General features: G+C 65.8%; 18 protein-coding genes and 1 pseudogene. 8 read left to right on the top strand and 11 right to left on the bottom strand.

Annotation, left to right across the window (positions count from 1 at the left end; all coding sequences use genetic code 11):
- Positions 1-15 precede the first annotated feature (15 nt).
- The 3 genes and pseudogenes from JX552_RS01635 to mrf form a co-directional block, all read right to left on the bottom strand.
- A complete protein-coding gene (locus JX552_RS01635; protein ID WP_205875791.1) occupies positions 16-903 on the bottom strand; it encodes an SDR family NAD(P)-dependent oxidoreductase in 888 nt (295 codons plus the stop codon).
- A 104-nt stretch (positions 904-1007) separates the two neighbouring features.
- A pseudogene (rpmE, locus tag JX552_RS01630) lies at positions 1008-1233 on the bottom strand (50S ribosomal protein L31).
- A 29-nt stretch (positions 1234-1262) separates the two neighbouring features.
- Positions 1263-2459 carry a ribosome hibernation factor-recruiting GTPase MRF gene (gene mrf / locus JX552_RS01625; RefSeq protein ID WP_205875790.1) on the bottom strand — a complete coding sequence of 399 codons (1197 nt, stop codon included), beginning with the start codon at positions 2457-2459 and terminating at the stop codon, positions 1263-1265.
- Positions 2460-2487: 28 nt separating this feature from the next.
- Between mrf and JX552_RS33890 the strand changes: the two genes are divergently transcribed.
- Entirely contained in the window at positions 2488-2757 is a 270-nt protein-coding gene (locus tag JX552_RS33890; protein WP_431196030.1) for an uS14 family ribosomal protein, read from the top strand.
- Positions 2757-3008 carry a 30S ribosomal protein S18 gene (gene rpsR, locus JX552_RS01615; RefSeq protein ID WP_205875789.1) on the top strand — a complete coding sequence of 84 codons (252 nt, stop codon included), beginning with the start codon at positions 2757-2759 and terminating at the stop codon, positions 3006-3008. The genes JX552_RS33890 and rpsR overlap by 1 nt, the downstream gene beginning before the upstream one ends.
- Here rpsR and JX552_RS01610 read toward each other — a convergent pair.
- Positions 3005-3913, bottom strand: a complete 909-nt coding sequence (locus tag JX552_RS01610) for an oxygenase MpaB family protein (RefSeq protein ID WP_205875788.1) — start codon at positions 3911-3913, stop codon at positions 3005-3007. The genes rpsR and JX552_RS01610 overlap by 4 nt on opposite strands.
- Positions 3914-4043: 130 nt before the next feature.
- Here JX552_RS01610 and JX552_RS01605 point away from each other — a divergent pair, with 130 nt between their 5' ends.
- The 5 genes from JX552_RS01605 to JX552_RS01585 all read left to right on the top strand — a co-directional run bounded on the left by JX552_RS01605 (position 4044) and on the right by JX552_RS01585 (position 10658).
- On the top strand, positions 4044-4628 hold the full coding sequence (locus JX552_RS01605) for a TetR/AcrR family transcriptional regulator (protein WP_205875787.1): 585 nt from the start codon (positions 4044-4046) through the stop codon (positions 4626-4628).
- Between the two features lie 155 nt (positions 4629-4783).
- Positions 4784-6583 (top strand): thiamine pyrophosphate-requiring protein, encoded by a 1800-nt coding sequence (locus tag JX552_RS01600; protein WP_205875786.1) that lies wholly within the window; start codon positions 4784-4786, stop codon positions 6581-6583.
- A gap of 69 nt (positions 6584-6652) precedes the next feature.
- Positions 6653-8029 (top strand): adenylate/guanylate cyclase domain-containing protein, encoded by a 1377-nt coding sequence (locus JX552_RS01595; RefSeq protein WP_205875785.1) that lies wholly within the window; start codon positions 6653-6655, stop codon positions 8027-8029.
- Between the two features lie 127 nt (positions 8030-8156).
- The gene (locus JX552_RS01590) at positions 8157-10430 is read left to right on the top strand and encodes a heavy metal translocating P-type ATPase (RefSeq protein ID WP_205875784.1); all 2274 of its coding nucleotides are present in this window, start codon (positions 8157-8159) and stop codon (positions 10428-10430) included.
- A 9-nt stretch (positions 10431-10439) separates the two neighbouring features.
- Positions 10440-10658, top strand: a complete 219-nt coding sequence (locus JX552_RS01585; protein ID WP_205875783.1) for a heavy-metal-associated domain-containing protein — start codon at positions 10440-10442, stop codon at positions 10656-10658.
- Here JX552_RS01585 and JX552_RS01580 read toward each other — a convergent pair.
- Positions 10655-12562, bottom strand: a complete 1908-nt coding sequence (locus JX552_RS01580) for a cytochrome c oxidase assembly protein (protein WP_205878153.1) — start codon at positions 12560-12562, stop codon at positions 10655-10657. The genes JX552_RS01585 and JX552_RS01580 overlap by 4 nt on opposite strands.
- Before the next feature lie 161 nt (positions 12563-12723).
- Here JX552_RS01580 and JX552_RS01575 point away from each other — a divergent pair, with 161 nt between their 5' ends.
- Positions 12724-13329, top strand: coding sequence for a DUF5134 domain-containing protein (locus tag JX552_RS01575; RefSeq protein ID WP_205875782.1), 606 nt, complete (start codon positions 12724-12726; stop codon positions 13327-13329).
- Between the two features lie 5 nt (positions 13330-13334).
- Here the strand turns inward: JX552_RS01575 and JX552_RS01570 are convergent, their stop codons facing one another.
- The 6 genes from JX552_RS01570 to JX552_RS01545 all read right to left on the bottom strand — a co-directional run bounded on the left by JX552_RS01570 (position 13335) and on the right by JX552_RS01545 (position 22387).
- Complete coding sequence (locus JX552_RS01570; protein ID WP_205875781.1) at positions 13335-17513, bottom strand: AMP-binding protein; 4179 nt, start codon at positions 17511-17513, stop codon at positions 13335-13337.
- The gene (locus JX552_RS01565) at positions 17500-17733 is read right to left on the bottom strand and encodes an acyl carrier protein (RefSeq protein ID WP_205878152.1); all 234 of its coding nucleotides are present in this window, start codon (positions 17731-17733) and stop codon (positions 17500-17502) included. Before JX552_RS01565 ends, JX552_RS01570 begins: the two co-directional genes overlap by 14 nt.
- Positions 17734-17737: 4 nt before the next feature.
- Positions 17738-19318, bottom strand: a complete 1581-nt coding sequence (fadD10, locus tag JX552_RS01560) for a fatty acid--CoA ligase FadD10 (RefSeq protein ID WP_205875780.1) — start codon at positions 19316-19318, stop codon at positions 17738-17740.
- A gap of 27 nt (positions 19319-19345) precedes the next feature.
- Entirely contained in the window at positions 19346-19909 is a 564-nt protein-coding gene (locus JX552_RS01555; RefSeq protein ID WP_205875779.1) for an FcoT family thioesterase, read from the bottom strand.
- Positions 19906-20775, bottom strand: a complete 870-nt coding sequence (gene scoE, locus JX552_RS01550) for a (3R)-3-[(carboxymethyl)amino]fatty acid oxygenase/decarboxylase (protein ID WP_205875778.1) — start codon at positions 20773-20775, stop codon at positions 19906-19908. Before scoE ends, JX552_RS01555 begins: the two co-directional genes overlap by 4 nt.
- Before the next feature lie 202 nt (positions 20776-20977).
- A complete protein-coding gene (locus JX552_RS01545) occupies positions 20978-22387 on the bottom strand; it encodes a PPE family protein (RefSeq protein WP_205878151.1) in 1410 nt (469 codons plus the stop codon).
- Positions 22388-22521: the final 134 nt, after the last annotated feature.

The raw sequence follows: 22521 nt of genomic DNA, 5'->3' as shown, positions 1-22521 counted from the left end.
CGATCACGCTGTCCGTCACGGCCGGGCTCCTCTGCCGGATTCGGCGAAGAAGCGGCTGTACCACAAGCGGGCGGCGCGTTCGGCGGGCCCGGCCAGTAGCACCGACGCGATCTCGGCCGGCCACACCCAGGGCGGCTCGTTGGTACGGGGCCGTTCGATGATGACCTTCGCCACGGCGTCGGCGGCCTCGTCGGGTGTCAGTCCGGGCAACCGACCCAGCAGCGGCGTCGGTTCGATCATCCGGGTGCGGACCAGCGCGAAGTAGATCGTCGACACGTCGATGCCGTCGACGTGCAATTCCGGTGCCACACTGCGCAACCACCGGTCGAAAGCCCCTTTGGACGCCTGGTATGCCCCCCACTGCGGCCCGGGGACCACCCGCACGCCGACGCTGGACACGTTGACCAGGTGCCCCCCGCCGTTTTCGCGCATGGCCGGCAGCAACCCGAGCAGCAACCAGATCGGCCCGAGATAGTTGACGTCGATCGTGCGCTGAAAGTCGTGCGGGCGGTCGTACTGCTCGTGCAGCGACCGGCGCAGCGACTTGCCCGCGTTGCTCACGATGATGTCGAGCGGACCGTGATTCTCGTTGATCTGTTTTGTCAGCACGCTGACGGCGGCTTCGTCGCTGAGGTCGGTCGGATAGACAACGGCCCGTCCTCCGCCCGTATTGATCGAGGCGGCGACATCCTCGAGGCGGTCGGCCGAACGGGCCACGATCAATACGGTCGCCCCAGCCGCCGCCAGCTTGCGTGCGGCCGCCTCGCCGATGCCGTAGGACGCGCCTGTGACCAGCACGGTCCTGCCCGCGACGGCGTCGCGCAGCTTGTCGGGGTCGGATTCCCGTGCGGGGTTTGCCAACCTGCTGGCAACCGAATCGATCGCCTGCAAGACGAGATTCATCGGCTGCATCCCTCGATCGCTTCGACCCTTTGTCAACCATGGAAACACAGTGGTGACCCACGGTCACAATGGCATCCGAAGATCGGGTGCGTCCGTGGTTTCAGTTATCTCGATCGCGATTCGTACCGCCGGTGGAAACGCTCCACGCGGCCGGCAGAGTCCAGGGTGCGCTGCGTGCCTGTCCAGAACGGATGGGATTGCGCCGACATTTCGACCTCCACCAGCGGATATGTCTATACCGGCCGGCGTCATCCACTCGACGCTGCGGGAGCTGGTCAGTGTGGACCGGGTCGCGAACATCGCGCCGGCGTCGGCGTCCCGCAACACCACCGGGTGCTAGTCGGGATGGATGTCCGGCTTCATCCGCTGCGCCCGTCGTTGCGGTGCGCCGAGAACTCCCCCGCCTCGTCCGGCAGCTCGTGGCACGGATCCTGGTGCCAGTCACCGAACGGGTCCTGGTAGCCGCTCCAGGAATTTGGATCAGCCATTTCGGTGTCCGTCAGCAGGGCGGCATTCAACGCATTTGTGACGTCGGCGGGATCGGCGCCGCAGACGAGCACCGTCATCGCGGTGTGCCGATCGCCGTGCTGGTATTCCCACATCAGATCGGCGAACAAACGGCGCTCCCGGTCGGCGTAGGCGGCCTCCGACTGGGTCATGGCCGCCAGCCACTTCCCGGCCGACGCGACCCGTAGACCGCCGCCGGCCGACTCCAGCCACATCACCTGGTCAGGTCGGTTGGCCAGCCACAGCCGCCCGCGGGTGCGAACCACACCGTCGAGCAACGTATCTACCGCGGCATGCAGACGCTCGGGGTGGAACGGGCGGCGCGCATTGAATTCGACGAGGCTGACTCCGCCGTCGGGAGCCAGCGGCGGCAATCCCGCCAGCAGCGGTCCGTGCGGATGGTCAGTACGGCCCCGCCGTGACTGCTCGTCCAGGTTTGCCAGTGCCAGTTCGACGCGATCGCTGCCAACGGTGATGCGCGCCCGGGGCGCAAGGCGACGCAGCACCGCCAACGTGACCGGCTCGGGACGCGTCAGCACCACCAGGTCGGCGAACTCTGCTTGCCCGACGGCGGCCTGAGCCACCGTCCGTCCGTCCGGCAGGATGTCGTCGCCGAGTGATTGCTCCAGCCAACTGTCGGCATCCACGCATGTCACCACCCCGGCGATCCGCACGTCAAGCGCGGCGGGTCCGTCCGAATAGCCGGGACCGACCCGAACCCTGACGTGGTTGATAGCCCAGCAGACCGGTTCGGGCTCCAGCCACGACGCCAAGTGCACGACGATGCGGTCCACGTTGGAGCGTCGATGCAGCTTGCGTAGCAGCACCAGCAGATCGTTGCGGATGGTGCAGGACAGGCACCCGTGCGCCAACTCCAGCGCTTCCTCGTAGGTGCGCAACTCACCATGGTCCAAGGTGATGACGGTGCGGCGGACCACCTGACCGTCGAACCGGTGCTCGACCACGGCCGTTCCCGCTCGCCGCAACAGTGTCCCGGTCACCTCATCGCTGGAGCCCTGACCGGCTACCAGGAGCACCGGAGTCCGCATCTCTCACCCCTTATTGAAAATCATTTTCATTAAAGCTACAGTCCGACGCGGCTCTTGTCCAAGCAATCAGAGGAGGCCGTCATGTCAGCGGTGCGCCAAGTCATCGGCCGCGCAGAGGGTTTCGGTGAGGTGGTGGGCCCGCCAGCCCCGTGGCGCCAGTGCGGTCCGGGTGCGCAACCGTGATTCGATCGACGGCCGACCACGCGGACACCTACGGAAGTTCGGGTTGTCCAGGGTCCAGGTGCGCGAGCTAGCCCACTGCGGCCAACTTCTCGGCGTACGAAAAGCGAGCTGGTGATGGCGCCGCGACCGAAACGACAGCTCCGCACCGCCCTGCAACCCGTGGCCAAGAAGAACATGCTGAAAAGCCTTGGGATGCAGCGTGTCGACTACAAAGACACGAACACCTTGCGGTTGTTTCTGTCCGAGCGCGGGAAGATCCGATCCCGCCGTGTCACCGGGCTGACCGTCCAACAGCAACGCCAGGTGGCCACGGCCATCAAGAACGCGCGCGAGATGGCGCTGCTGCCGTATACCGCTGCCCGTTAGTTGTTCACCTTGCGCGGATCCACACCGACCCGCGCCCACGCGTCGACGGCCCAGGATGCGTAGACCAACCGCACCGGTAACCGGTTGATCAGCGGATTCAACGCCCGCACTGCGGCAGCGAAACGCTGAAACCGCTTCTCCTTCTTGGCATCCCAGGCCAATCCGCACACTTCGCGCATCTGTGGCGGACAGGTCCCGACGATGACCAGCCGGGCGTAGGCGTTCAGCGGGGCGGACAGGATCCGCCAGATCGGGCGGGGAATCCTGCGGGGACCCGGCAGCCCCTTGCGGATGTAGCCGGTGCCGTACAGAACGGTCCGGTGCGGCACGAAGCGGTCGAGCATGCCGTCCCAATATTCGACGAACTCGTCGTAAGTTTGCGGCTGGCCCCGGTCACTGACACCGTACAGGCGAAACCAGACCTTGCTTTCGTCGAAGATCTGTTCCTTCTCCGCATGCGACAGGCGCCGGATGAAGGTGTCGGCGTTGTAGAGGACCTGGTCGACGAACGTGGCGTGCGCCCAGTAGAAGAGCTCCGGGTTCAGAGCGTGGTACCGGGAGCCGTCCTGGACGGTGCCTTTGATCGGCTTGTGGAAGTCCCGCACGGTACGGCCCCAGCCGTGCGGGTCGTCAGAGTAGACGGTTTTCATCAGGGGCGGCGCTGTCCGCTTCGCCCGGCCCAGCGTGTCGCTGAACACCACCGAATGATCGAGCACGCCCTGAGCGAGCTGTTCAATGCAGTTCTCGGTGCCGGCGACGCGCTGGAACCCGAACAGCTGGGTCCGGTAATCGCCATAGAACTTCCAGATCAGCGAATCCGGGCCCAGCACAGGCGCCGTGTCGTCGATCACGTCGTCCACGACCGGCGTCGCTTCCCGGACGCCGACGTCGAAACTCGTACTCATCACAATCCCCTCCGGCGCCCCCTAGCACCGTTGAAGCAGAGACACAAAGACGTACTATTGTTTCACGCTACCATTTCGAGCGGTGAGTTCCCCGGCGTCACTGCCGGGCGGGGGAAAGTAGTAGTTGAGCATGGCGACGAGGGCTACGGGCACCAGCACCGCGTCCGTCGAGGACACCATCCTGGACACCGCACGCTCGGTCTTCGAGACCTACGGCGTGCGACGCGCGAATATCGAAGATGTCGCTGTCCGGGCCGGAGTGAGTCGCAGCACCATCTATCGGCGGTTCCCTACCAAAGACGAGCTGTTCGAAGCGGTGGTGCGGCGCGAGGCGGAGTTGTTCTTCACCACGTTAAACCAGTCCACCACGGGCCGCAGCCCGCAGGAGGCCGTCGTCGAGGCGTTCGCACTGGGCGTGCGACTGATCGGGGACTCACGGCTGTATTCGCGCATCGCCGAGAGTGAACCCGAGTTGTTCGGGATGTTCTCACGTTCGGACGTCTTCCCGATCGGCCGGTTCGCCGACGGCATCGCCCATACCCTCCGCCGATGCGGCGCCGACATCCCGGACGCCGACCTGGCCAACATCGCAGACATTCTGTTGCGCGTCGCCGTGGGTATCATCGTGTTTCCCACCGACCGCCTCGACACCTCCGACGAACCGGCGGTGCGCGAGTACGCCGCGCGCTACCTCGTTCCGATCATCGGCGGGTAATTCCGCGACCCAATCGGGGTGGGACCCGGGGCGACGGACGTTTCGGGCAATGCGGAACGGGTAAGGCGTCAGCATCGGCCGCGAGCCACACTTCCCAGCTTTCGACGCTCGCCCGAATGTTTCTCGCCAGATTTCCGGCAGGCAGGAGAGTGACCGTGTCCGAAACCGTTGCCGACGTGTTGTTGTCCCGACTCCGCGAATGGAATGTCAAACAGGTCTTCGGTTATCCCGGTGACGGGATCAACGGCCTGCTCGCTGCCTGGCAGCGGGCCGGAAATCAGCCTCAGTTCGTGCAAGCCCGTCACGAGGAAATGGCCGCATTCGAGGCGGTCGGCTTCGCCAAGTTCTCCGGCAGCGTCGGCGTGTGCGCGGCGACGAGCGGTCCCGGAGCAATTCACCTGCTCAACGGCCTCTACGACGCCAAGCTCGACCATGTCCCAGTGGTCGCCATCGTCGGGCAGACCGAGCGGTCGGCAATGGGCGGTTCCTACCAGCAGGAAGTGGACCTACTCAGCCTGTTCAAGGACGTTTGTAGTGACTATGTCCAAATGTGCACCGTGCCAAAGCAATTGCCGAATCTCATTGACCGGGCGATCCGCATCGCGGTGAGCGAAGGATGCCCGACCTGCATCATCGTCCCGTCCGACGTGTTCGAGCTGAAGTATGAACCGCCGACGCACGCGTTCAAGCAGGTTCCGTCCAGTCTCGGACTGAGCCCCGCCCGCATGAGCCCCGATGACGCAGCGGTGCGCGCGGCCGCCGAACTGCTCAACGCCGGTGAGAAGGTCGCCATGCTGGTGGGGCAGGGAGCTCGCGATTGTGTGGACGAACTAACCCAGGTCGCCGACCTGTTGGGAGCCGGCGCCGCGAAAGCCTTGCTGGGCAAGGACGTGCTGCCCGATGACCTGCCCTGGGTGACGGGGGCGATCGGGTTGTTGGGCACCACGGCCAGCTGGCACTTGATGATGGGCTGCGACACCCTGCTCACCGTCGGATCGAACTTTCCCTACACTCAGTTCCTGCCGAAACTGGACCAGGCTCGCGCGGTGCAGATCGACCGGTCGGGAAAGTGGATCGGCATGCGCTACCCGTATGAGCTGAATCTGGTCGGCGACGCCAAAACTACTTTGCAGCAATTGATTCCGTTGCTTCAGCGCAAATCCGACCGAACGTGGCGGGAGACCGTCGAGAAGCACGTTGCGAAATGGTGGAACACCGCGCAGCGGCAGGCGATGACCGACGCCGACCCCGTCAATCCGATGCGGATCTTCCACGAACTGTCGACGCGATTGCCGAGCAACGCCATCGTCACGGCTGACTCGGGGTCCGCGGCGAATTGGTATGCCCGCCACCTCAAGTTCACCGCCGGCGTCCGTGGGTCGTTGTCGGGAACGCTGGCCACCATGGGCCCGGGGGTGCCGTATGTCATCGGCGCGAAATGGGCTCATCCCGACCGACCGGGCATCGCCTTCGTCGGAGACGGGGCGATGCAGATGAACAACATGGCCGAGCTGATCACCGTTGCCAAGTACTGGCGGCAGTGGACCGACCCCCGATTGATCATCGCGGTTCTGCACAACAACGACCTGAATCAGGTCACGTGGGAAATGCGAGCGATGGAAGACTCACCGAAGTTCGAGGCGTCCCAGACGCTTCCGGACGTGGACTACGCCGCATTCGCGCGCAGCCTGGGTCTGCATGGTGAAAACCTCTACGAGGCAGCGCAATTGGGTTCGGCGTGGGAGCGTGCACTGGCCGCCGACCGCCCCACGGTGCTCGATGTGCGTTGTGACCCCGACGTTCCGCCCATCCCGCCGCACGCCACCTTCGAGCAGGCCAAGTCGTTGGTCCACGCGGTGGTCGGTGGTGACGAGGATGCGGCCGGGTTCATCAAGCAGGGGATCAAGCAGAAGATGCAGCAGTACCTGCCGGGCGAGAAGACAGACCGAACCTGAGTCCCCTCATCTCGCGTCCGCCCGGGGACCTCAAGTGAAAGTGTCGGTCGCACTTACTAACCTGTATTTGTGGCGCAGGCTCCCCGGACTCGCTATGCAACCTGTGGCGAGGTGGACATCGCCTATCAGGTGTTCGGCGATGGCCCCCTCGACCTGTTGGTGCTGCCCGGCCCGTCCATCCCGATCGACACCGTCGACGCCGAGCCGTCGATGTACCGGTTCCACCGGCGCCTGGCCTCGTTCGCCCGGGTGATCCGCTATGACCAGCGCGGCATCGGGCTTTCGTCACGGGTGTCGTCGGCGGACATGATCGGGCCGAAGCACTGGGCCAAGGACGCGATCGCGGTGATGAACGCCGTCGGCTGTGAGCGCGCGACGATCCTGGCTCCCGGCTTCACCACGATGACCGGCCTGGTCCTCGCGGCCGACTATCCCGAACGGGTCAGCAGCCTGGTGTGCATCAACGGCGCGGCTCGGACGCTCCGTGCGCCCGACTACCCGATAGGCCACGACATCGATGCCACGGATCCCTTCACCACCGTCGCCATCGAACCCGACGCCGTCGAGCAGGGCTTCGACATTTTGAGCATCATCGCTCCATCGGTGGCAGCCGACAACGCGTTCCGCTCATGGTGGGACATGGCGGGCAACCGGGCCGCTTCTCCGAGCATGGCCCGGGCCATCATCACCGCCGTCCGGCATGCCGACGTACGCGACACCCTGCCACGCATCGCCGCGCCGACACTTGTGCTGCACCGCGACAACCGGAACTTCAGTCCCATCGAGCACGGCCGGTACCTGGCCGATCAGATCGCCGCCGCGCGCCTGATCGAACTTCCCGGCGAGGACACCCTCTACTGGGTCGGCGACGCCGCGGCCATGCTCGACGAGATCGAAGAATTTGTCACCGGGGTGCGCGGTGGTGGCGATGCCGAACGCGTGCTCACCACGATCGTGTTCACCGACATCGTCGGTTCGACGCAGCGCGCCGCGCAGCTCGGCGACTACCGATGGCGCGACCTGCTCGACAACCACGACACCATCGTCCGCCACGAGATCCAGCGGTTCGGCGGCCAAGAAGTCAACACCGCCGGTGACGGCTTCGTCGCGACGTTCACCAGCCCCAGCGCCGCACTGGCCTGCGGCGACGCCGCGATCGAAGCGGTGCGCGTGCTGGGCATCGAGATCCGGGTCGGCATCCACGCCGGTGAGGTCGAGGTGCGCGGCGCCCAGCAGAGCGATGTAGCCGGGATGGCCGTGCACATCGCAGCCCGGGTGGGCGCGCTGGCAAGACCCAGCGAGGTCCTGGTGTCCTCCACCGTGCGCGATATCGTCACCGGCTCGCGCCACCGGTTCGTCAGCCGGGGCGAGCGGGAGCTCAAAGGCGTGCCCGGCCAGTGGAGCGTGTGCGCGCTCGTCCGCGAGCACGCTGCCGTCAATTCCTAATTGGCTTTCATCGAGCGTGCAGCCAGGGCGGGGAACGCGCTCTTGATTTGCACCCCCAGTGCACACTCGACATCAGCTGCTGACACCGCTTGTACGCTGGGCGTACCTGTTTGAACCGAGGAGAACCGTGGCGACTCCGCTTGTGGAGAACTCCGAGCGGCAGCGTGTCCGGCTCGATGTGTCCGGCATGTCCTGCGCGGCGTGCGCGAGCCGGGTCGAGACCAAGCTGAACAAGGTTCCCGGCGTCCGCGCGTCGGTGAACTTCGCCACCCGGGTGGCCACCATCGACACCGTCGACGCCGGCGTCGAGGAACTGTGCGAGGTGGTCACCCAGGCGGGCTACCAGGCGGTCCCGCACACCGAGTCCGGTTCGCCGGCCGGCCCCGGGGACGACCCCGACGCCCGGCACGCCCGCAGCCTGCTGCGCCGGCTGCTGATCGCCGCGGTGTTGTTCGTGCCGCTGGCCGACCTGTCCAGCATGTTGGCGATCGTGCCGAGCGCCCGATTCACCGGATGGGGCTATGTGCTGGCCGCGTTGGCGGCCCCCATCGTGACCTGGGCGGCGTGGCCGTTCCACGTGGTGGCTTTGCGCAACGCCCGACACCGGACGGCGTCGATGGAGACGCTGATCTCGGTCGGCATTGTGGCCGCCACGGTGTGGTCGCTGGCAACGGCATTCGTCCCGAAGCAGCCTCGCCAGACACACGGCGTCTGGCAGGCGATTCTGCACAGCGACGCCATCTACCTCGAAGTCGCGGCAGGCGTCACCGTCTTCGTGCTCGCCGGCCGATACTTCGAGGCGCGCGCCAAGTCGAAGGCCGGCGGTGCGCTACGCGCCCTGGCCGCACTCGGCGCCCGCAATGTGACCGTGCTGCTCGATGACGAGTCGGAGCTGGTCATCCCAGCCGGTGAGCTCAAGAAGCGGCAGCGCTTCGTCACCCGGCCGGGCGAGACGATCGCGGCCGACGGGGTCGTCGTGGAGGGTTCCGCCGCCATCGACACCAGTGCGATGACCGGTGAAGCCAAGCCGGTGCGCGCCGGTCCGGACTCCGAGGTGGTCGGCGGCACCGTCGTGCTCGACGGGCGACTGATCATTGAGGCCACCGCGGTCGGCGCCGACACCCAGTTCGCCGCCATGGTCCGCCTGGTCGAAGAGGCCCAGGCGCAGAAGGCGCGCGCGCAGCGCCTCGCCGATCGCATCTCCGCGGTGTTCGTCCCGGCGGTGTTCGCGATCGCGTTGCTGGCCGGCGCGGCCTGGCTGATCAGCGGCGCCGGCGCCGAACGCGCCTTCTCGGTGACGCTCGGCGTGCTGGTGATCGCGTGCCCGTGCGCTTTGGGACTGGCGACGCCGACGGCCATGATGGTTGCCTCCGGTCGGGGTGCCCAGCTCGGGATCTTCATCAAGGGCTACCGCGCGCTTGAGACGGTGCACGGCATCGACACCGTCGTCTTCGACAAGACCGGGACGCTGACGGTCGGCGCATTGAGCGTGAGCACCGTGACGACCGTGGACGGGCACGAACGCGACGAGGTGTTGGCCCTCGCCGCCGCGGTGGAAGCGGCGTCCGAGCACGCGGTGGCGACCGCGATTGTGTCCGCATCGCCAGAACCGCTGCCGGTCAAGGACTTTGTTGCCGTAGCTGGCTGCGGAGTAGCCGGAGTCGTCGACGGCCGCCATGTCGAAGTCGGCAAGCCGGCGTGGGTCACCCGGGATGCGGCAGGCGACGAAGTCCTCGACTCGGCCCGGCGAGCCGGCGAGTCACGGGGCGAGACGGTGGTTTTCATTTCGGTCGACGGCGTGGCCTGTGCGGCCGTCGCGATCGCCGACTCCGTGAAGGTGTCGGCTGCGGACGCGATCGCCGCGCTGCACCGCCGCGGGATGCGCACGATCCTGCTCACCGGCGACAACAAGGCTGCCGCCGACGCCGTCGCCGCCTGGGTCGACATCGACACGGTGATCGCCGACGTCTTGCCGCAGGGCAAAGTCGAGACGATCGAGCGGTTGCGGGCTGAGGGCGCGACCGTGGCGATGGTCGGCGACGGGATCAACGACGGGCCCGCACTGGCTTGTGCCGATCTGGGATTGGCGATCGGCCGGGGCACCGACGTGGCGATCGGCGCGGCGGACATCATCCTGGTGCGCGACGACCTCGACATCGTGCCGCAGTCCCTGGACCTGGCACGCGCGACCATGCGGACCATCCGGATGAACATGGTGTGGGCCTTCGGCTATAACGTGGCGGCCATCCCCGTCGCCGCCGCGGGCCTGCTCAATCCGTTGATCGCCGGTGCCGCAATGGCCTTCTCGTCGTTCTTCGTAGTGTCAAATAGCCTGCGGCTGCGCAACTTTGGTACCCCCACCGTCCCGCTTCACGGTCGGGGGATTCAGGGTCCCCGGTAGACTGCGCCCATGGCCGAGCAGACATTCTCCGTGACCGGGCTGCACTGCGAGGGGTGTGTGGGAACCATCACCACCGCGCTCACCGCATTGCGGCCGGTAACCGCCGTCGACATCGACCTGAACACCGAAGGTGCGTCCACCGTGCGCGTTTCGACCAATGTCGAACTGACCCGGGAACAAGTCCAGGCCGCCCTGAAAGGTGAGGGCAACTTCACCGTCGTCGGCTAGCGCCGCATCCGGGACAACTCGCGCAGCATTGCGTTGTATGCCTCCAGATCATCGTCGGCGTAGTCGCTGTCGGCGTGCCGGTCGCCCCGGGAACCTTCCTTGCGGTCCTGCCGCGCCCACTGGGTGACCAGCGCCACGATGACGATGATGACCGGAACTTCGGTGAGGCTCCACGCGATTCCGCCGCCCAGGTGCTGGTCGGCGATGATGCTTGGCAGCCACGGCAGGTTGAGCGAACGGTAGAACGTGTCGCCGACCGGCTCGGCCATCGTCATGAGCGCGATGCCGAAGAAGGCGTGGAACGGCATGACCGCGAACAGCAGACCGATGCGGCCCGGATACGGCAACCGGCGTGGCCCCGGGTCGATTCCGATGATCGCCCAGTAGAAGAGGTACCCGACGAGCAGGAAATGGACCGCCATGAACTCGTGGCCCCAGTGGTAGCGGACCAGCGTGTCGAACAGCGGTGTGAAGTAGACGACATACGGCGAGCCGACGAACAGCACGAAGGCGATGATCGGGTTCGAGAAGAAGGCCGTGACCCGGGAATGCAACAGCCAGGTCAGCCATTCACGAGGCCCCGGGGGGTGACCTTTGCCGGCGGACGGCAACACTCGCAGCGCCAGGGTGACCGGACCACCCATCACCAGCAGCACCGGAATGAACATGTTCAGGATCATGTGTTCGGCCATGTGCATGCTGAAAACGGCTGAGCCGTAGGAACGCACCCCCGAGCTGCTGGTGAACACCAACGACACACAACCGGCCAGCCAGGCTATCAATCTGCCGACCGGCCAAGGATTTCCGTTGCGGCGCAAGCGCACGTAGCCGGCCACATATCCGAGCGCCAGCACCACGCCGGCCGTTCCCACCAAGCTGTCGAAGCGCCACAATGTCAGCACACTCGCGATGGTGGGTGGTTGCGGCAGCTCGTAACCGAGGAACACATCCCAACCGGTGAAGCGATGCACCAGGAGTCGCGGCGCGATCTGAACGGCCGTCGCGGCGACAGCCGCCCCGGCGACGACCATGGCCAGCGCGGCGGCCGTGCCGGCGGATCGAGGCATCGCGCTGCGCAGGGCCCAGCAGTCGGACAACCACACGCCGGTCACCAGAGTGCCGGCGACCAGCCCCAGGCGCGCGAAGTCCGACCCGAACGTCCAGTCGGGCACCAGCAGGTACAGCAGCACGGCGCCGTAGCACACCGCCAGTGCGCCCAGGCCCACCTGCAGCACCTGTACGGAACGGTTGGCCGTGGTTCGGGTCAACGCTGCGACCGCCTTGAGCCCGGTCAACCCCGACACCGCAACCGCGAAGACGATCGCGGCACTGGTCGCGTAGTCGTGGTCGGGCCCCTGACCCGCATTTCCCGTGACCGCAGTGGCAACAACGGCGATCACGGTGGGGACGAGCAGCACCGCGTGGCCGAGCCAGCGCGTGTTCAAACGCAGAGTCACCGCAACCGGAAGGGCGAAGACGGCCACCACGATCCAGGCGCGGGCCACCTCGGAGACGCCGATGGCGTCGAACACCGCCCCGCGGCGCAACAGCACACCCGGCCGCACCCCCGTGTCGTGCGCCGCCTGGATAACCACCATCGATGCGGCCGCCAGCACCCAGACCAGCGAAATCCGTTCGGCCAACAGGTGAATCCGGAACGCTGCCGCGTCGATCAGACCGTCGGACTCCGGCACCGCCGTCACCACGACCAGGAGCAGCGCGCCGAGACAAAGCGCACCCGCCAACGACGCGACGAAATACCCGACCGGTTCGGCGGCGCTGACGAACGCACCGGGAAACGGGTTGCCGGCTTCGGCGTAGCGACGCGGCCCGGAGATCACGCCGTAGCCGGCCAACGCGATGACGACCGCCAGAAACCCACCGGCCAGTGCCGCAGTCCGCATCGAGAGCGAACGGGGAGCGCGCGCGGCCGTGGCTGCGCTCGGCGCGTCATCATCCACCCTTGCAGCTTACGACCGCGCGTCGTAGCTCTCGCCGGCCGCAGCGCATATTGTTCGGTCATTGTGGGGGCTATCGCCGAGAAACATCACCGGGTGACGGCGGCATGATCGACGATCTGCCGCTCCGGTGGGTAGTCACGGGCCTATTCGTATTCGGCGCCGTGGGCTTCGCCCTCGTCACCGACCGGCGATCCTCGACCTCGGTGGTCAGCCACGCACTGCATGTCACGATGACGATCGCCATGGCGACGATGGCCTGGCCGGAGGCGCTCAGGCTACCCTCGACCCCGGCCGAAGCGTTTTTCCTGGCCGCCGCGCTGTGGTTCCTGGTCACCGCCGTCCTTGCCGCCCGGATGGTGGGGATAAGCCTGGTGCGCGGTTACCACGCGCTGAAGATGGCGGCGATGGCGTGGATGTACGCCGCGATGGGTGGACATCTGACACCCGCACGTCCATCGATGCCGAACATGACCGCCATGGACATGCCAGAGATGGCGGCGCCGCCGGCAGACCACGGGTGGATCACCACGGTGAACTGGATCTGGGTCGGCGTGTTCGTGGTCGCCACCTTCGTCTGGAGCTACCTCTTCCTGACGCTGCGGCGCCGCGGACGGACTCGGGTCTGGCGTGCCAGACTGGGCACCGCCGTCCAGGCGATGACAGCCGCGGGTATGGCGATCATGTTCGCCGTCATGGTTTTTCAGGCCTGACCCGATCAGACACGCTGGAAACCTCTGGCCAGCACGGTGTCGACCGACTCCGGTGGGGCGGCGAGTTCGGCGACGGATTCGACGTCGACGGCGATGGTCGGGTAGTCCGCGAGGTACGCGGCGTACGAGCGTGCCCCCAACCGCATGCCCAGGCTCACCCACGCATCAACCACCGACCACCGGCGCGGGTTCGCCGTCGCCCAATCACTGTCGTCGAGGAGTTGCTTCCACTGCGCCACCTCCAGCTCGTCGAGGGCAAATCCGCCGAGTAACTGTGCGTAGTCCACTGCCGCACCACGCACCACGGTGATGCCCCGCCCCAGCGCCCGGGCGCCCGCCACCTCCGGTAGGAGGCGCAAGATCGCGGCCGCGGCAGCGCGGCCGGTGGTGACCTCCTCGATCAGGCTCAGCGCGGGATGCGCCCCCAGCGCGACGCAGGCATCCACGACGGATACCAGGATGTCGGCGGAGTCCCGCAACTGCCAGTCCTCGCCTAACACCCGGGGCAATCGCACGATCGTGAAGTCAAGCCCGTCGGGTGCACCGGCTACCACCAATTCCGCCAGCGACTTGGATGCCGCGTAGGGATAGGGCGCGGCTCGCGGGTCGGTGACGTGGGCAGTGGTGACGTCCGCGTTGACGACGAACGTCGACAAATGCACCAGTCTGACAGCGCGGGCCGCGCACACACTGACGAGAGCGGAGACGAGATCGACGTTCGCCGTGCGAAGTTCGCGATAAGGCACCAGCACGTTGGTGTTACCTATGCAGTTGATCACCGTTGCGGCTCCGGAGTCCCGAATCAACGCGTCCAGTTCCGTTGCCCCGAAGTCGTCTGAAAGCCGTTTCGTCCGAAAGCCTTCGACATCGCGGAGATCGGACCACGGACTGTGCTCCGGTTGCGATCGGGCCGCCAGGACCACATCCGGGCACCGAACTCCGGACCGTTTCAGGTCGAGCATCGCCCCCGCGAACCCGGTGCCCAGGATGCCTGACGCGCCTAACACGATGACCGGGCCGTCGCCGCCCCGGGTGACGTGGGTTTGGGCGGCGGCAGCTGGTGCCCGCAAACCATCGAGGTCACCCTGTATTTCGGTGGCGGTGGCCGGGTCCATCCACGCGGTCGTCGCGGCGGCAGCCACGTCGGTGACGAGATTGGCGGCGGTGTCGGCACTGATCAAATCCAGGATCGAGACTTGGCGTCGCAGAGTCTTTCGAGTGTCGGGCAGGATTCTGATGAGGTCCAACGAACCGATGCCCGCGGCCAGCAGCGAGGAGTTCGGCTCGATGACCGTCCCGAGGTGCCGGCTCCACACCCGTGCCAGATCGGCTGCCGTTTGTCCCATTTCGGTGTCATCATGCACCGTGTCGGCGAACTCGGGCATGGCTCGCAGGTGTTCGCTGTCGAGTTTGCCGTTAGGTTTTCTCGGGATATTCCCCGCTGCGACCACGAAGAAGGAGGATATTCCGTTGCTCACCAACAGGCTTCGGATGCGTTTTGCCTCATCCTGTTGACGGTTCGGCTCGGCTTGAAACCACACCCCCAGACGCCCGTTGTGCACCTCGACGGCGACGTCGCCGATCGCGGCGTCCGCGGATATGCGCCGGGCGATCTCCGCGGTATCGATGCGTTTGCCGGAGACCTTGACGACGTCGTCTTTGCGGCCGGCGAACACCGGAAATCCTGCTGCGTCCAGGACCACTCGATCCGCGGTGGCGAATGCGCGGCGCGGCGATCCGTCATCGAAGGTGACGGTGCCGAAGCTGGGATCCTCGGCCCCGAGGTAGCCGGCGGCGACCAGATCCCCGGCGATGACGACCTCGCCGAAGGCGATGAACACCGTGCCGGGCAGTATCGGTCGCCCCAGCCGCTGCCGCGCTTCGGTGGCGATGGCCGTTCCGTCGCAGGCGATCGGCAAATAGGTTGCCACCACGGTGGTCTCGGTGGGTCCATAACTGGATAGCAGTGCGATTCGTTGTGCGGCAGCCGAATTCATCCATTTGTCGACGGCGGCGGGGCGGATGGCCTCGCCGCCGATGACGATCTGCCGAAGACGCGAGCCGTGGATTGCGTCCAGCGCCTCTCCGTCTTCGCACCAGAGGTGCCACACCGCGGTCGGCAGGTCGACGACCGTCGCCCGGGTTGCAGTCAGATCCCTGGTGAGCCCGACGAGGTCGCCCGATTTCATCGTCGTGGTGCGGGCCAGGTCCGATCCGCTGATTGCGGCACCGAAGATCTCTTCGACGCTGATGTCCGAGGTCAGCGGCGCGCACTGGAGCACGGTGTCCCGGGGCCCCCAGCCGTAGGTTCTGGCCGCCGCGGCGCAGAACAACGCGAGTGATCCGTGGGTGACTCGGACCAGCTTGGGCTGCCCGGTGGAACCCGACGTCGGCATGAGATAGGCCGTTTTCGTGTCGAGTGACATGTCCTGTGCCACCTGCCCAAGACGCTCGGCGACCAGCACGTCGTCATCCATGGCCGTCGGAAGCTCGATCTCGCTAACGTCGAGCAGGTGCGCTGTCGCGCCCGCCACGTGCCCGGTTACCGCCTGTGCCCGCGCCGAAAGTTGTTCGGGGGTGTCGCAGATGCTGTATCCGCAGCCCGCGAGGTGGCACGCGATCAGGCAGTCGATGGTGCGGTCGGTGTCGTCGTCGGTGAGCACCACGACGTCGCCGGGCGCAACGCCGTTGAGCACCAACCAGGCAACCCAGCGCCCGACCGCCGCACGGCGCCGAAGCCCCGCGCGAACACCGCCGGCTTCGTCCAGAAACCAGGCGCGCGGCCGGGGCGACTCGATCTCGACGTCGCCAGGGCCGATGGAGCCGTTGGGGCCGATGGAGCCGTCGGGACCGACCTTGAACCACTCGCCGACAGCTTTGGCGATGGGCTGATCCCACCGGCTCACCATCACTTCGAGCGCCGCGGCGATCCGGTCCGCGACCGGAAGCCCTGCCCTGGACTTCTGCAGATCCGCGCGATCCCAGATGGCCAGGTTCAGGGTGCGCTGCCTTTCGTCCAGCACACTCGCGACCGTCCTGCCCTCGACAGGGCCGATATCCGTTACGACCGGCGCTTCGACCAAGAACGGGCGAAGGCCGGGGGCGCACGTCCCGCGGATGAAGTTGAGAGTCAGCGCATCGACCTGGGAGGTCCGGTTGATCGCCAGATACATTCGCCGGTAATGCTCTTCGCGCAGCCACCGGCGTCGCACAGCTTTCACATAGCCCCGGTCAACCGCCCGAGCCACGTCACGCACCGACGCGAACGGCGCGAACCTGACTGAGTGCGCCACCGAATTCACCAGGCAGGTAGCGACATCGAGAGCTGGATCGCCGAACCGGTTGTCCACCGCGTGAACGAGAAGTGCGTCGGTGCTGTGCCGCATGCCAGCGTCCACCGCCAGCGCCGCCGTGGCCACCAACACGTTCAGCGGTACCTGCTCCGCCTCGGAGAGGCGAAGAAGCGCTTCGAACCTCTCGCCGCCGACTGTCACGGATTCCCGGAGAACACCTTTGGCGGCGGCCCCGGCGGCATGCGAGCTCTGAGCCGCCCCACCATGGCGAGCATCCTGGGCCAGCTCGCGCTGCACGGCGGCACCCAACCGCTGCAGCGCCTCGTCGACCTTGGCTTCTTCCCGGCGGTGAGCTGCCGCCGCCATGGCCAAATTAACCGTGACAGAGGGCAATTCATCGGCCCCGGCGGCCGCGAGATGACGCGCCAGATCGGCTTCGATGATCGCGGTGGCACCACCGTCGACCACGATATGGTGCGCATGCACGTCGAGTCCGGACACGTCACCGTTCTGGTCCGTCCGCACGGTGTACCGCACCAGGGCGGTATCGAGGATGCCGGTGGACCAGGTGCGAGGAAGTTCGAAATCGCCGTGCGCGCCGGCAGGATCGCCGGACCGCACGCGTACGATGTCGCCGAACCGCAGGCGCGGCACGAGATACGGGTATCCACTGTCGGCGGTCGGCGTTTCCAGAACGCAGAGCTGTACCGGGTTCTGGCAGACCATCGCCTCCAGGGCGGCCAGGAATCTCGGCAGCGGCAGTGGGTGGAAGCGATACGTCTTGCCGATCAGGTACAACGACGGATCACCGTCCTGCAGCACCCCGTTGTAGAGGTTCTGCTGCGATCTGCTCAGCGGGATGCGGTCAACCCAGATATCAGGCGCGCTCACACAGATTCTCCAGCTCCCGAACCCATCCAGCGATCGAGAGATCACCTGCCAGGCGGGACGGCACGTCGGATTCCCGGTCCACGCCCAGCTTCTTCATCAGCAGCACAAAGCGGACGGAATCCAGCCCGAGGTCCCGAAGATCGGTGCGGTCGCCATCGTGCAGTTCCGCTTCATCTATGTACAAGACATCGCACACCGCAGTGAGAATCCTCTCCCTGATTGTCTCAGCCACGAGCGGCCACCCCGATGGTGCCGACCGAAGCGGCCAGTGAGGCCCGCATCACCTTGCCGGACTGGGTTCGTGGGATCTCGGAGACGATGGCGATCGTCGAGGGTCGCGCCATCGACTCCGACTGGTGCCGGAAGCGTGCCGCGATCAATTGCTTGAGCTTGCGGGCTGCCGGCTCGTCCAGCTCCGCCGACGGCACCACAGCCAGACCTACCAGGGCCCCGAATTCCGGGTCCGGAATTTCGTAGCACGCGGCTTCGCGGACACCCTCGGCGCCTTCCGCGATCCGGTCGACCTCATCGGGCGCGATGTTCACACCACCGCAGATGAACATCTCCGACGATCTGCCCTTGATGTAGAAGAAGCCGTCCTCGTGACGCTCGAGCAGGTCGCCGGTGTTGACCCATCCGTCGACGAGAACCTCCCGGGTGCGCTCGGGATTATTCCAGTACCCCAACATGTTTGCCGGAGACTTGATCCAGAGTGTGCCGAAGGATGCGCCCGGTGCCGCACCCTGTGTGGGCCCGGATCCGTCCGGACCTGCCAGATACACCTCGACTCCGGGATAGGGAAGTCCCACCGCACCCGCCTCGATCTTGCCGATCGAATCTTCGTCGGTCGGCAGACATAAAGCGGTGCAACCCGTTTCGCTCAGACCGTAGACCTGCGCGGTGCGCACGCCCAGCGCCTCGATGAACCGGACGTCGGCCGCGATCGCCCGTGACCCGCCATACCCGAGCAGGCGCAGCGACGGCACCTTCTCGTCGGTTGCCTTCAGTTCGGCGATCAGTTTGGACAGCAAGGTCGGGACCACACAAGTCGTCGCGACCTCGTTCGTGCTGAGGATCTCCAGCAACGAAGTGGTGTTCTCACCGCCGGTGATGCACAGCCCGCCGCGCATCAAACAGGTCAGTATCCACCACAATCCGCCGATGTGGGTCGCCGGCAGCGGCGAGTAGGTGGTCTCACCGTCCACCCAACTGACCCAGTTCAGGCCGGATTCACGCAGGATGTCCTGGACGGCGTAGAAGGTGCGGTTGGCCAGGAGTACGGCCTTCGGCTCGCCGGTAGTCCCGCTGGTGAAGATCATGGCCAGCGGATCGTCGGCACCACGTTCCGGGCATCGGTAATCGTCAAGCGAGGAGGCGATGTTCCCGGCGTGGGTGTTGAGTTCGACCTCCACCGCCGGTATAGAGTGCAGCTTCTGTGACAGCGCGGACAACTCGGCCCTGCTCCCGGGTGCGACGAGCATTGCGCTCGGGTCGGTGATTTCGCCGAAACGATCGATGGTGGCCGGCGGCAGACTGCCGTCGGCCAGGACAGCGATCGCTCCGAGTTTCGCGCAGGCCAGTACCGACAGGTAGGTCTCGGGTCCGTTGTCCGAGAGGACAAGTATGCGAGAACCCGGGGAGACCGACTGCGCGCGAAGTGCCGCGGCAAGCGCGTTCACTTCGGACACCAGTTCGGCATACCGCAGCGCGCTCTTGCCGTCGCACCGGCGGAGGGCGATTGCCTGCGGCCGCTGCCGTGCCCGCTCGAAAACTCGTTCCAGGACGGTTGATGGTAAGTGAGACATGACTTCTCAGCCTCTTTCCGTGATGCGTTACGGGATGTTGAGGGCTGCCAGCTCGACTTCGCCGGACGCGGTGCCGCCGTATTCGTCCCAGAACTCGATCGCGCACTTGATCGAGAGGTAACGCAGATTCCGATCGATCACCTCGAAGTCCTGGCAGAGCAGCCGCGCCGAGAACTTCTGGGCGTGAATCATTCTCTTGAAACGCGAGGCGGTGTTCTTGATCAACATGCTGGGCAGCTGGTGGTCGAAGTAGTCGGAGATCGACCAGCCCCGAAGCACCGGGATCTCCTCGTTGAGGATCGCCGGCGCGAAAGCGCTGTACGCGAGCTGGTTGAAGCACAGAATTAGTTCCGCGGCATTGAAGTGGCCGGTGCTTCGGATATAGGCGGGCTCACTGATACTGAAATTCCCGTAGGCGAGTACCGAGTCCGCCGTGGCCCGGTAACTCGCGTCGATGAGGTAACGGCAGCCTTTGTATTCGTACGGGTCGAGCACCTTGACCAGCAAATGCTCATCGATGAAAGCGGTGTCGCTGATATCGGAGAATTCGGTTCGCGTCAGCGCGGAAGGGGACAAAGTGATGGTACTCATACCGCATATCCCGGTGTCTTGAGTCCGTCCAGCATCGTCAGCCGGTGGGTCGTCAGATGACCTGCGGCCGTGCCGTGTTTTGCGCGGTGCATGAGAGCACGGTTGTCCCACAAAATGATGTCGCCGACTTCGTAGTGCTGGGTGTGAATAAAAGGCGATGTGTATTCGGTGTCGAGTTGGCCCGTCGCCTCCATCAGGCCGTGCAGAATGACCGGGTCGAGCAGGTTCCCGGCGTGGTCCTCGATCTTCGTGGTGCCGGTTGCGCAGATGTAGAGGATTTCCTGCCCAGTGTGCGGGTGGCGGATCACCGTCGGCCACTTGATCGGGGGCGTGGTTCGGTTGATCTCGTCCCAGACCTCGCCGATCGGCCGGTAGACGTCACGCGGCCGAATCTTGATGTGGCGCCGGGGATCGTGGGTGCTGAAGGTGCCCCGAACCGGGTCCTGCGCTGTGGCCGGCAGCGACTCCCATACCTCGGTGAGGTCGATGAAGTAGGTACCCCGGTCGGGACCCGGCACGGTCAGCGGCAGCACCATGGAGAACGCGAACGGCTCCGGCATGAACATGTAGTCGATGTGCCAGAATGCGCCGGTCTTCGGAACGCCCTGCCCTTCCTCGGTGGACGAAACGAAGATTTCCGGGTGCTCATGGTGATGATAGACGGGTTCGTAGTAAGGCACGATTTGTCCGACTATCCGGCCGAGCGCGATGAATTGTTCCGGAGTCGGATGGACGTCTTTGAGGACGACCAGTTTATTGACGTACACGATCTCACGAATTTCCTCGGTGGACAGATCATGCAGGTTTGCGGGATCCAGTCCGGTGACCTGAGCACCGAGTCCCTCGCCTTTCACATTAAGTGTCATCGACCGTCTTTCCTGTCTGGTAGATAAATGGGTCAGGGCTGCGCTTGCAGATAACGGGATAGTCCACCCCCCCTTATCAGCTGAATTATTAGATGATGTCGCCGTGTCGCTGGGCGGCGCGGCTTGAGATAAACCGGGGGTGTCAGCAGTCGCTGGTCCGTTTCTTGCGCAATCCTCGAAGGAGGCCCCATGGGAGTCCGCATCATCGGCGTCCGAGGTTCGCGTCGGTCGGCCACGTGGCAGGCAGCAGTGGGGCGGTGACGCTCGACCCGTCGGAAGTCAGCTGGGTGATTCCTGACGGCGCTTGGGCCCTTGTCGCCGCGGTACCGGTGAAGCCGAGCCCACCTGCTCCCCGCGCGCCTACGGAGCTCGGCTCGGACTCCGAGCCGGACGTGGGGTCATCGTCCATTTCCATTGTGGCATCGAGGAACTCGTCCCGGTGGCCCCGCACTCCGACCGTGACCCTTCGCCGGCGCCGACTCTGGGCTCGCGCGGCGGCGAGCCGGGCTGGCGCCGCGGCGTCGACGGCGTCCGGCATACTGGCCGGCGCCTTGGCTCCCACTCTGGGGCCGGCGCCGACCCCGGGCGGTGTCAGGCCGGGCACGGCGTAACTGATCGCAGACGCCGGCGTCGGGGTGGTCGCCGGGGCCGACGCCGTCACGCTAGGCGCTGGATTACCGGCCGGCGAGCTGGATGCGGACGCTGTCGTAAGAGTAGGCGCGACAACGACGTTCGTGATCGAATCGACATGAGGGGCAGCACCCGCTGCGGCGGTTACCGGCACCAGACCCGCCGGCAGCTCGCTGTTCAGGAAGGGAAGCAGCAGCCTGAGCACGCTCAGTGCGCTCAGGGCGGGTGTGAAAAACGGCAGCAGCAGAAGGGAATACGAGGCGTAGTACGGGTACCAGAGCAGGTCGTACAGGAACAGCGCGATCACCGCCAGGACAACGGTGGTGGCGGGACTGAACCCGAGTTGCTGGAAAAAGTTCAGGAAAAACTGATACGGGTTGGCGATGAGCTGTTCCAGATCCGCGATGAGTTGCGCGATCCAATCCGACGGGGCCGCCGGGGCTGCTTGAGTCTCCGCACCGGCCGCCCGGATGGGGGGTGCCGGTGGAGTCGTCGGCGTTGCCGCCAACGCCCCCGTGGTGGCGGCCTGATAACCGGTCATGGTCTCGGCGGCTTGGATCCACATTCGGACGTAGTCGGCCTCGTTAAGGGCGATGGGGACGGTGTTCACGCCGAAGAAGTTCGTGGCGACCAGGACGCCGTGAACTGCATGATTGGCCGCTAATTCGGCCAGGGTCGGCATGGCGGCGACGGCGGCGCTATATGCGACGGCAGCCGTTTCGTGCTGTGCGGCGGCGCTCGCGCTGTCGGCGGCCGCCTGTTCGAGCCACGCGAGGTAAGGCCCGTGCGCGGCGACATACCTGGCAGCGCTGCTGCCCTGCCAGCTGCCGTCCTGCACGTCGGCGAGCAGCTGGCTCAACTCGGCGGCCGCGACACTGTAGTGACCGCTGAGTTCTCGCCACTGTTGAGCGGCGAGCAGCATCGATCCTGGACCCAGCCCGGCATGCAACAGGGCCGAATGCTCCTCCGGAGGCAGGGCCATCCATATCGGGCCGGTCAGGCTGCCACCTCCTCGCTTGGATCGATTGCGCGAGGCGGACATCGACTTGCTTTGCCCCGTGGTTTGTTAGTCGTCGCCGGCACTTCAGAAGTTCCCGCACGTTCTGGCGATCAGTA

Origin of the sequence: Mycobacterium gordonae (genome assembly GCF_017086405.1) — a bacterium.
In the GTDB taxonomy this organism is placed as follows: domain Bacteria; phylum Actinomycetota; class Actinomycetes; order Mycobacteriales; family Mycobacteriaceae; genus Mycobacterium; species Mycobacterium gordonae_D.
This window is presented reverse-complemented; position numbering and strand designations above follow the sequence as displayed.

Bases quoted from the DNA above. Each gene is read 5' to 3' on its own strand.
- JX552_RS01585 (WP_205875783.1), top strand. From the start codon at position 10,440: ATGGCCGAGCAGACATTCTCCGTGACCGGGCTGCACTGCGAGGGGTGT.
- JX552_RS01635 (WP_205875791.1), bottom strand. From the start codon at position 903: ATGAATCTCGTCTTGCAGGCGATCGATTCGGTTGCCAGCAGGTTGGCA.
- mrf (WP_205875790.1), bottom strand. From the start codon at position 2,459: ATGCGGACTCCGGTGCTCCTGGTAGCCGGTCAGGGCTCCAGCGATGAG.
- rpsR (WP_205875789.1), top strand. From the start codon at position 2,757: ATGGCGCCGCGACCGAAACGACAGCTCCGCACCGCCCTGCAACCCGTG.
- scoE (WP_205875778.1), bottom strand. From the start codon at position 20,775: ATGACACTTAATGTGAAAGGCGAGGGACTCGGTGCTCAGGTCACCGGA.
- JX552_RS01605 (WP_205875787.1), top strand. From the start codon at position 4,044: ATGGCGACGAGGGCTACGGGCACCAGCACCGCGTCCGTCGAGGACACC.
- JX552_RS01610 (WP_205875788.1), bottom strand. From the start codon at position 3,913: ATGAGTACGAGTTTCGACGTCGGCGTCCGGGAAGCGACGCCGGTCGTG.
- JX552_RS01545 (WP_205878151.1), bottom strand. From the start codon at position 22,387: ATGGCCCTGCCTCCGGAGGAGCATTCGGCCCTGTTGCATGCCGGGCTG.
- JX552_RS01575 (WP_205875782.1), top strand. From the start codon at position 12,724: ATGATCGACGATCTGCCGCTCCGGTGGGTAGTCACGGGCCTATTCGTA.
- JX552_RS01580 (WP_205878153.1), bottom strand. From the start codon at position 12,562: ATGCGGACTGCGGCACTGGCCGGTGGGTTTCTGGCGGTCGTCATCGCG.
- fadD10 (WP_205875780.1), bottom strand. From the start codon at position 19,318: ATGTCTCACTTACCATCAACCGTCCTGGAACGAGTTTTCGAGCGGGCA.
- JX552_RS01555 (WP_205875779.1), bottom strand. From the start codon at position 19,909: ATGAGTACCATCACTTTGTCCCCTTCCGCGCTGACGCGAACCGAATTC.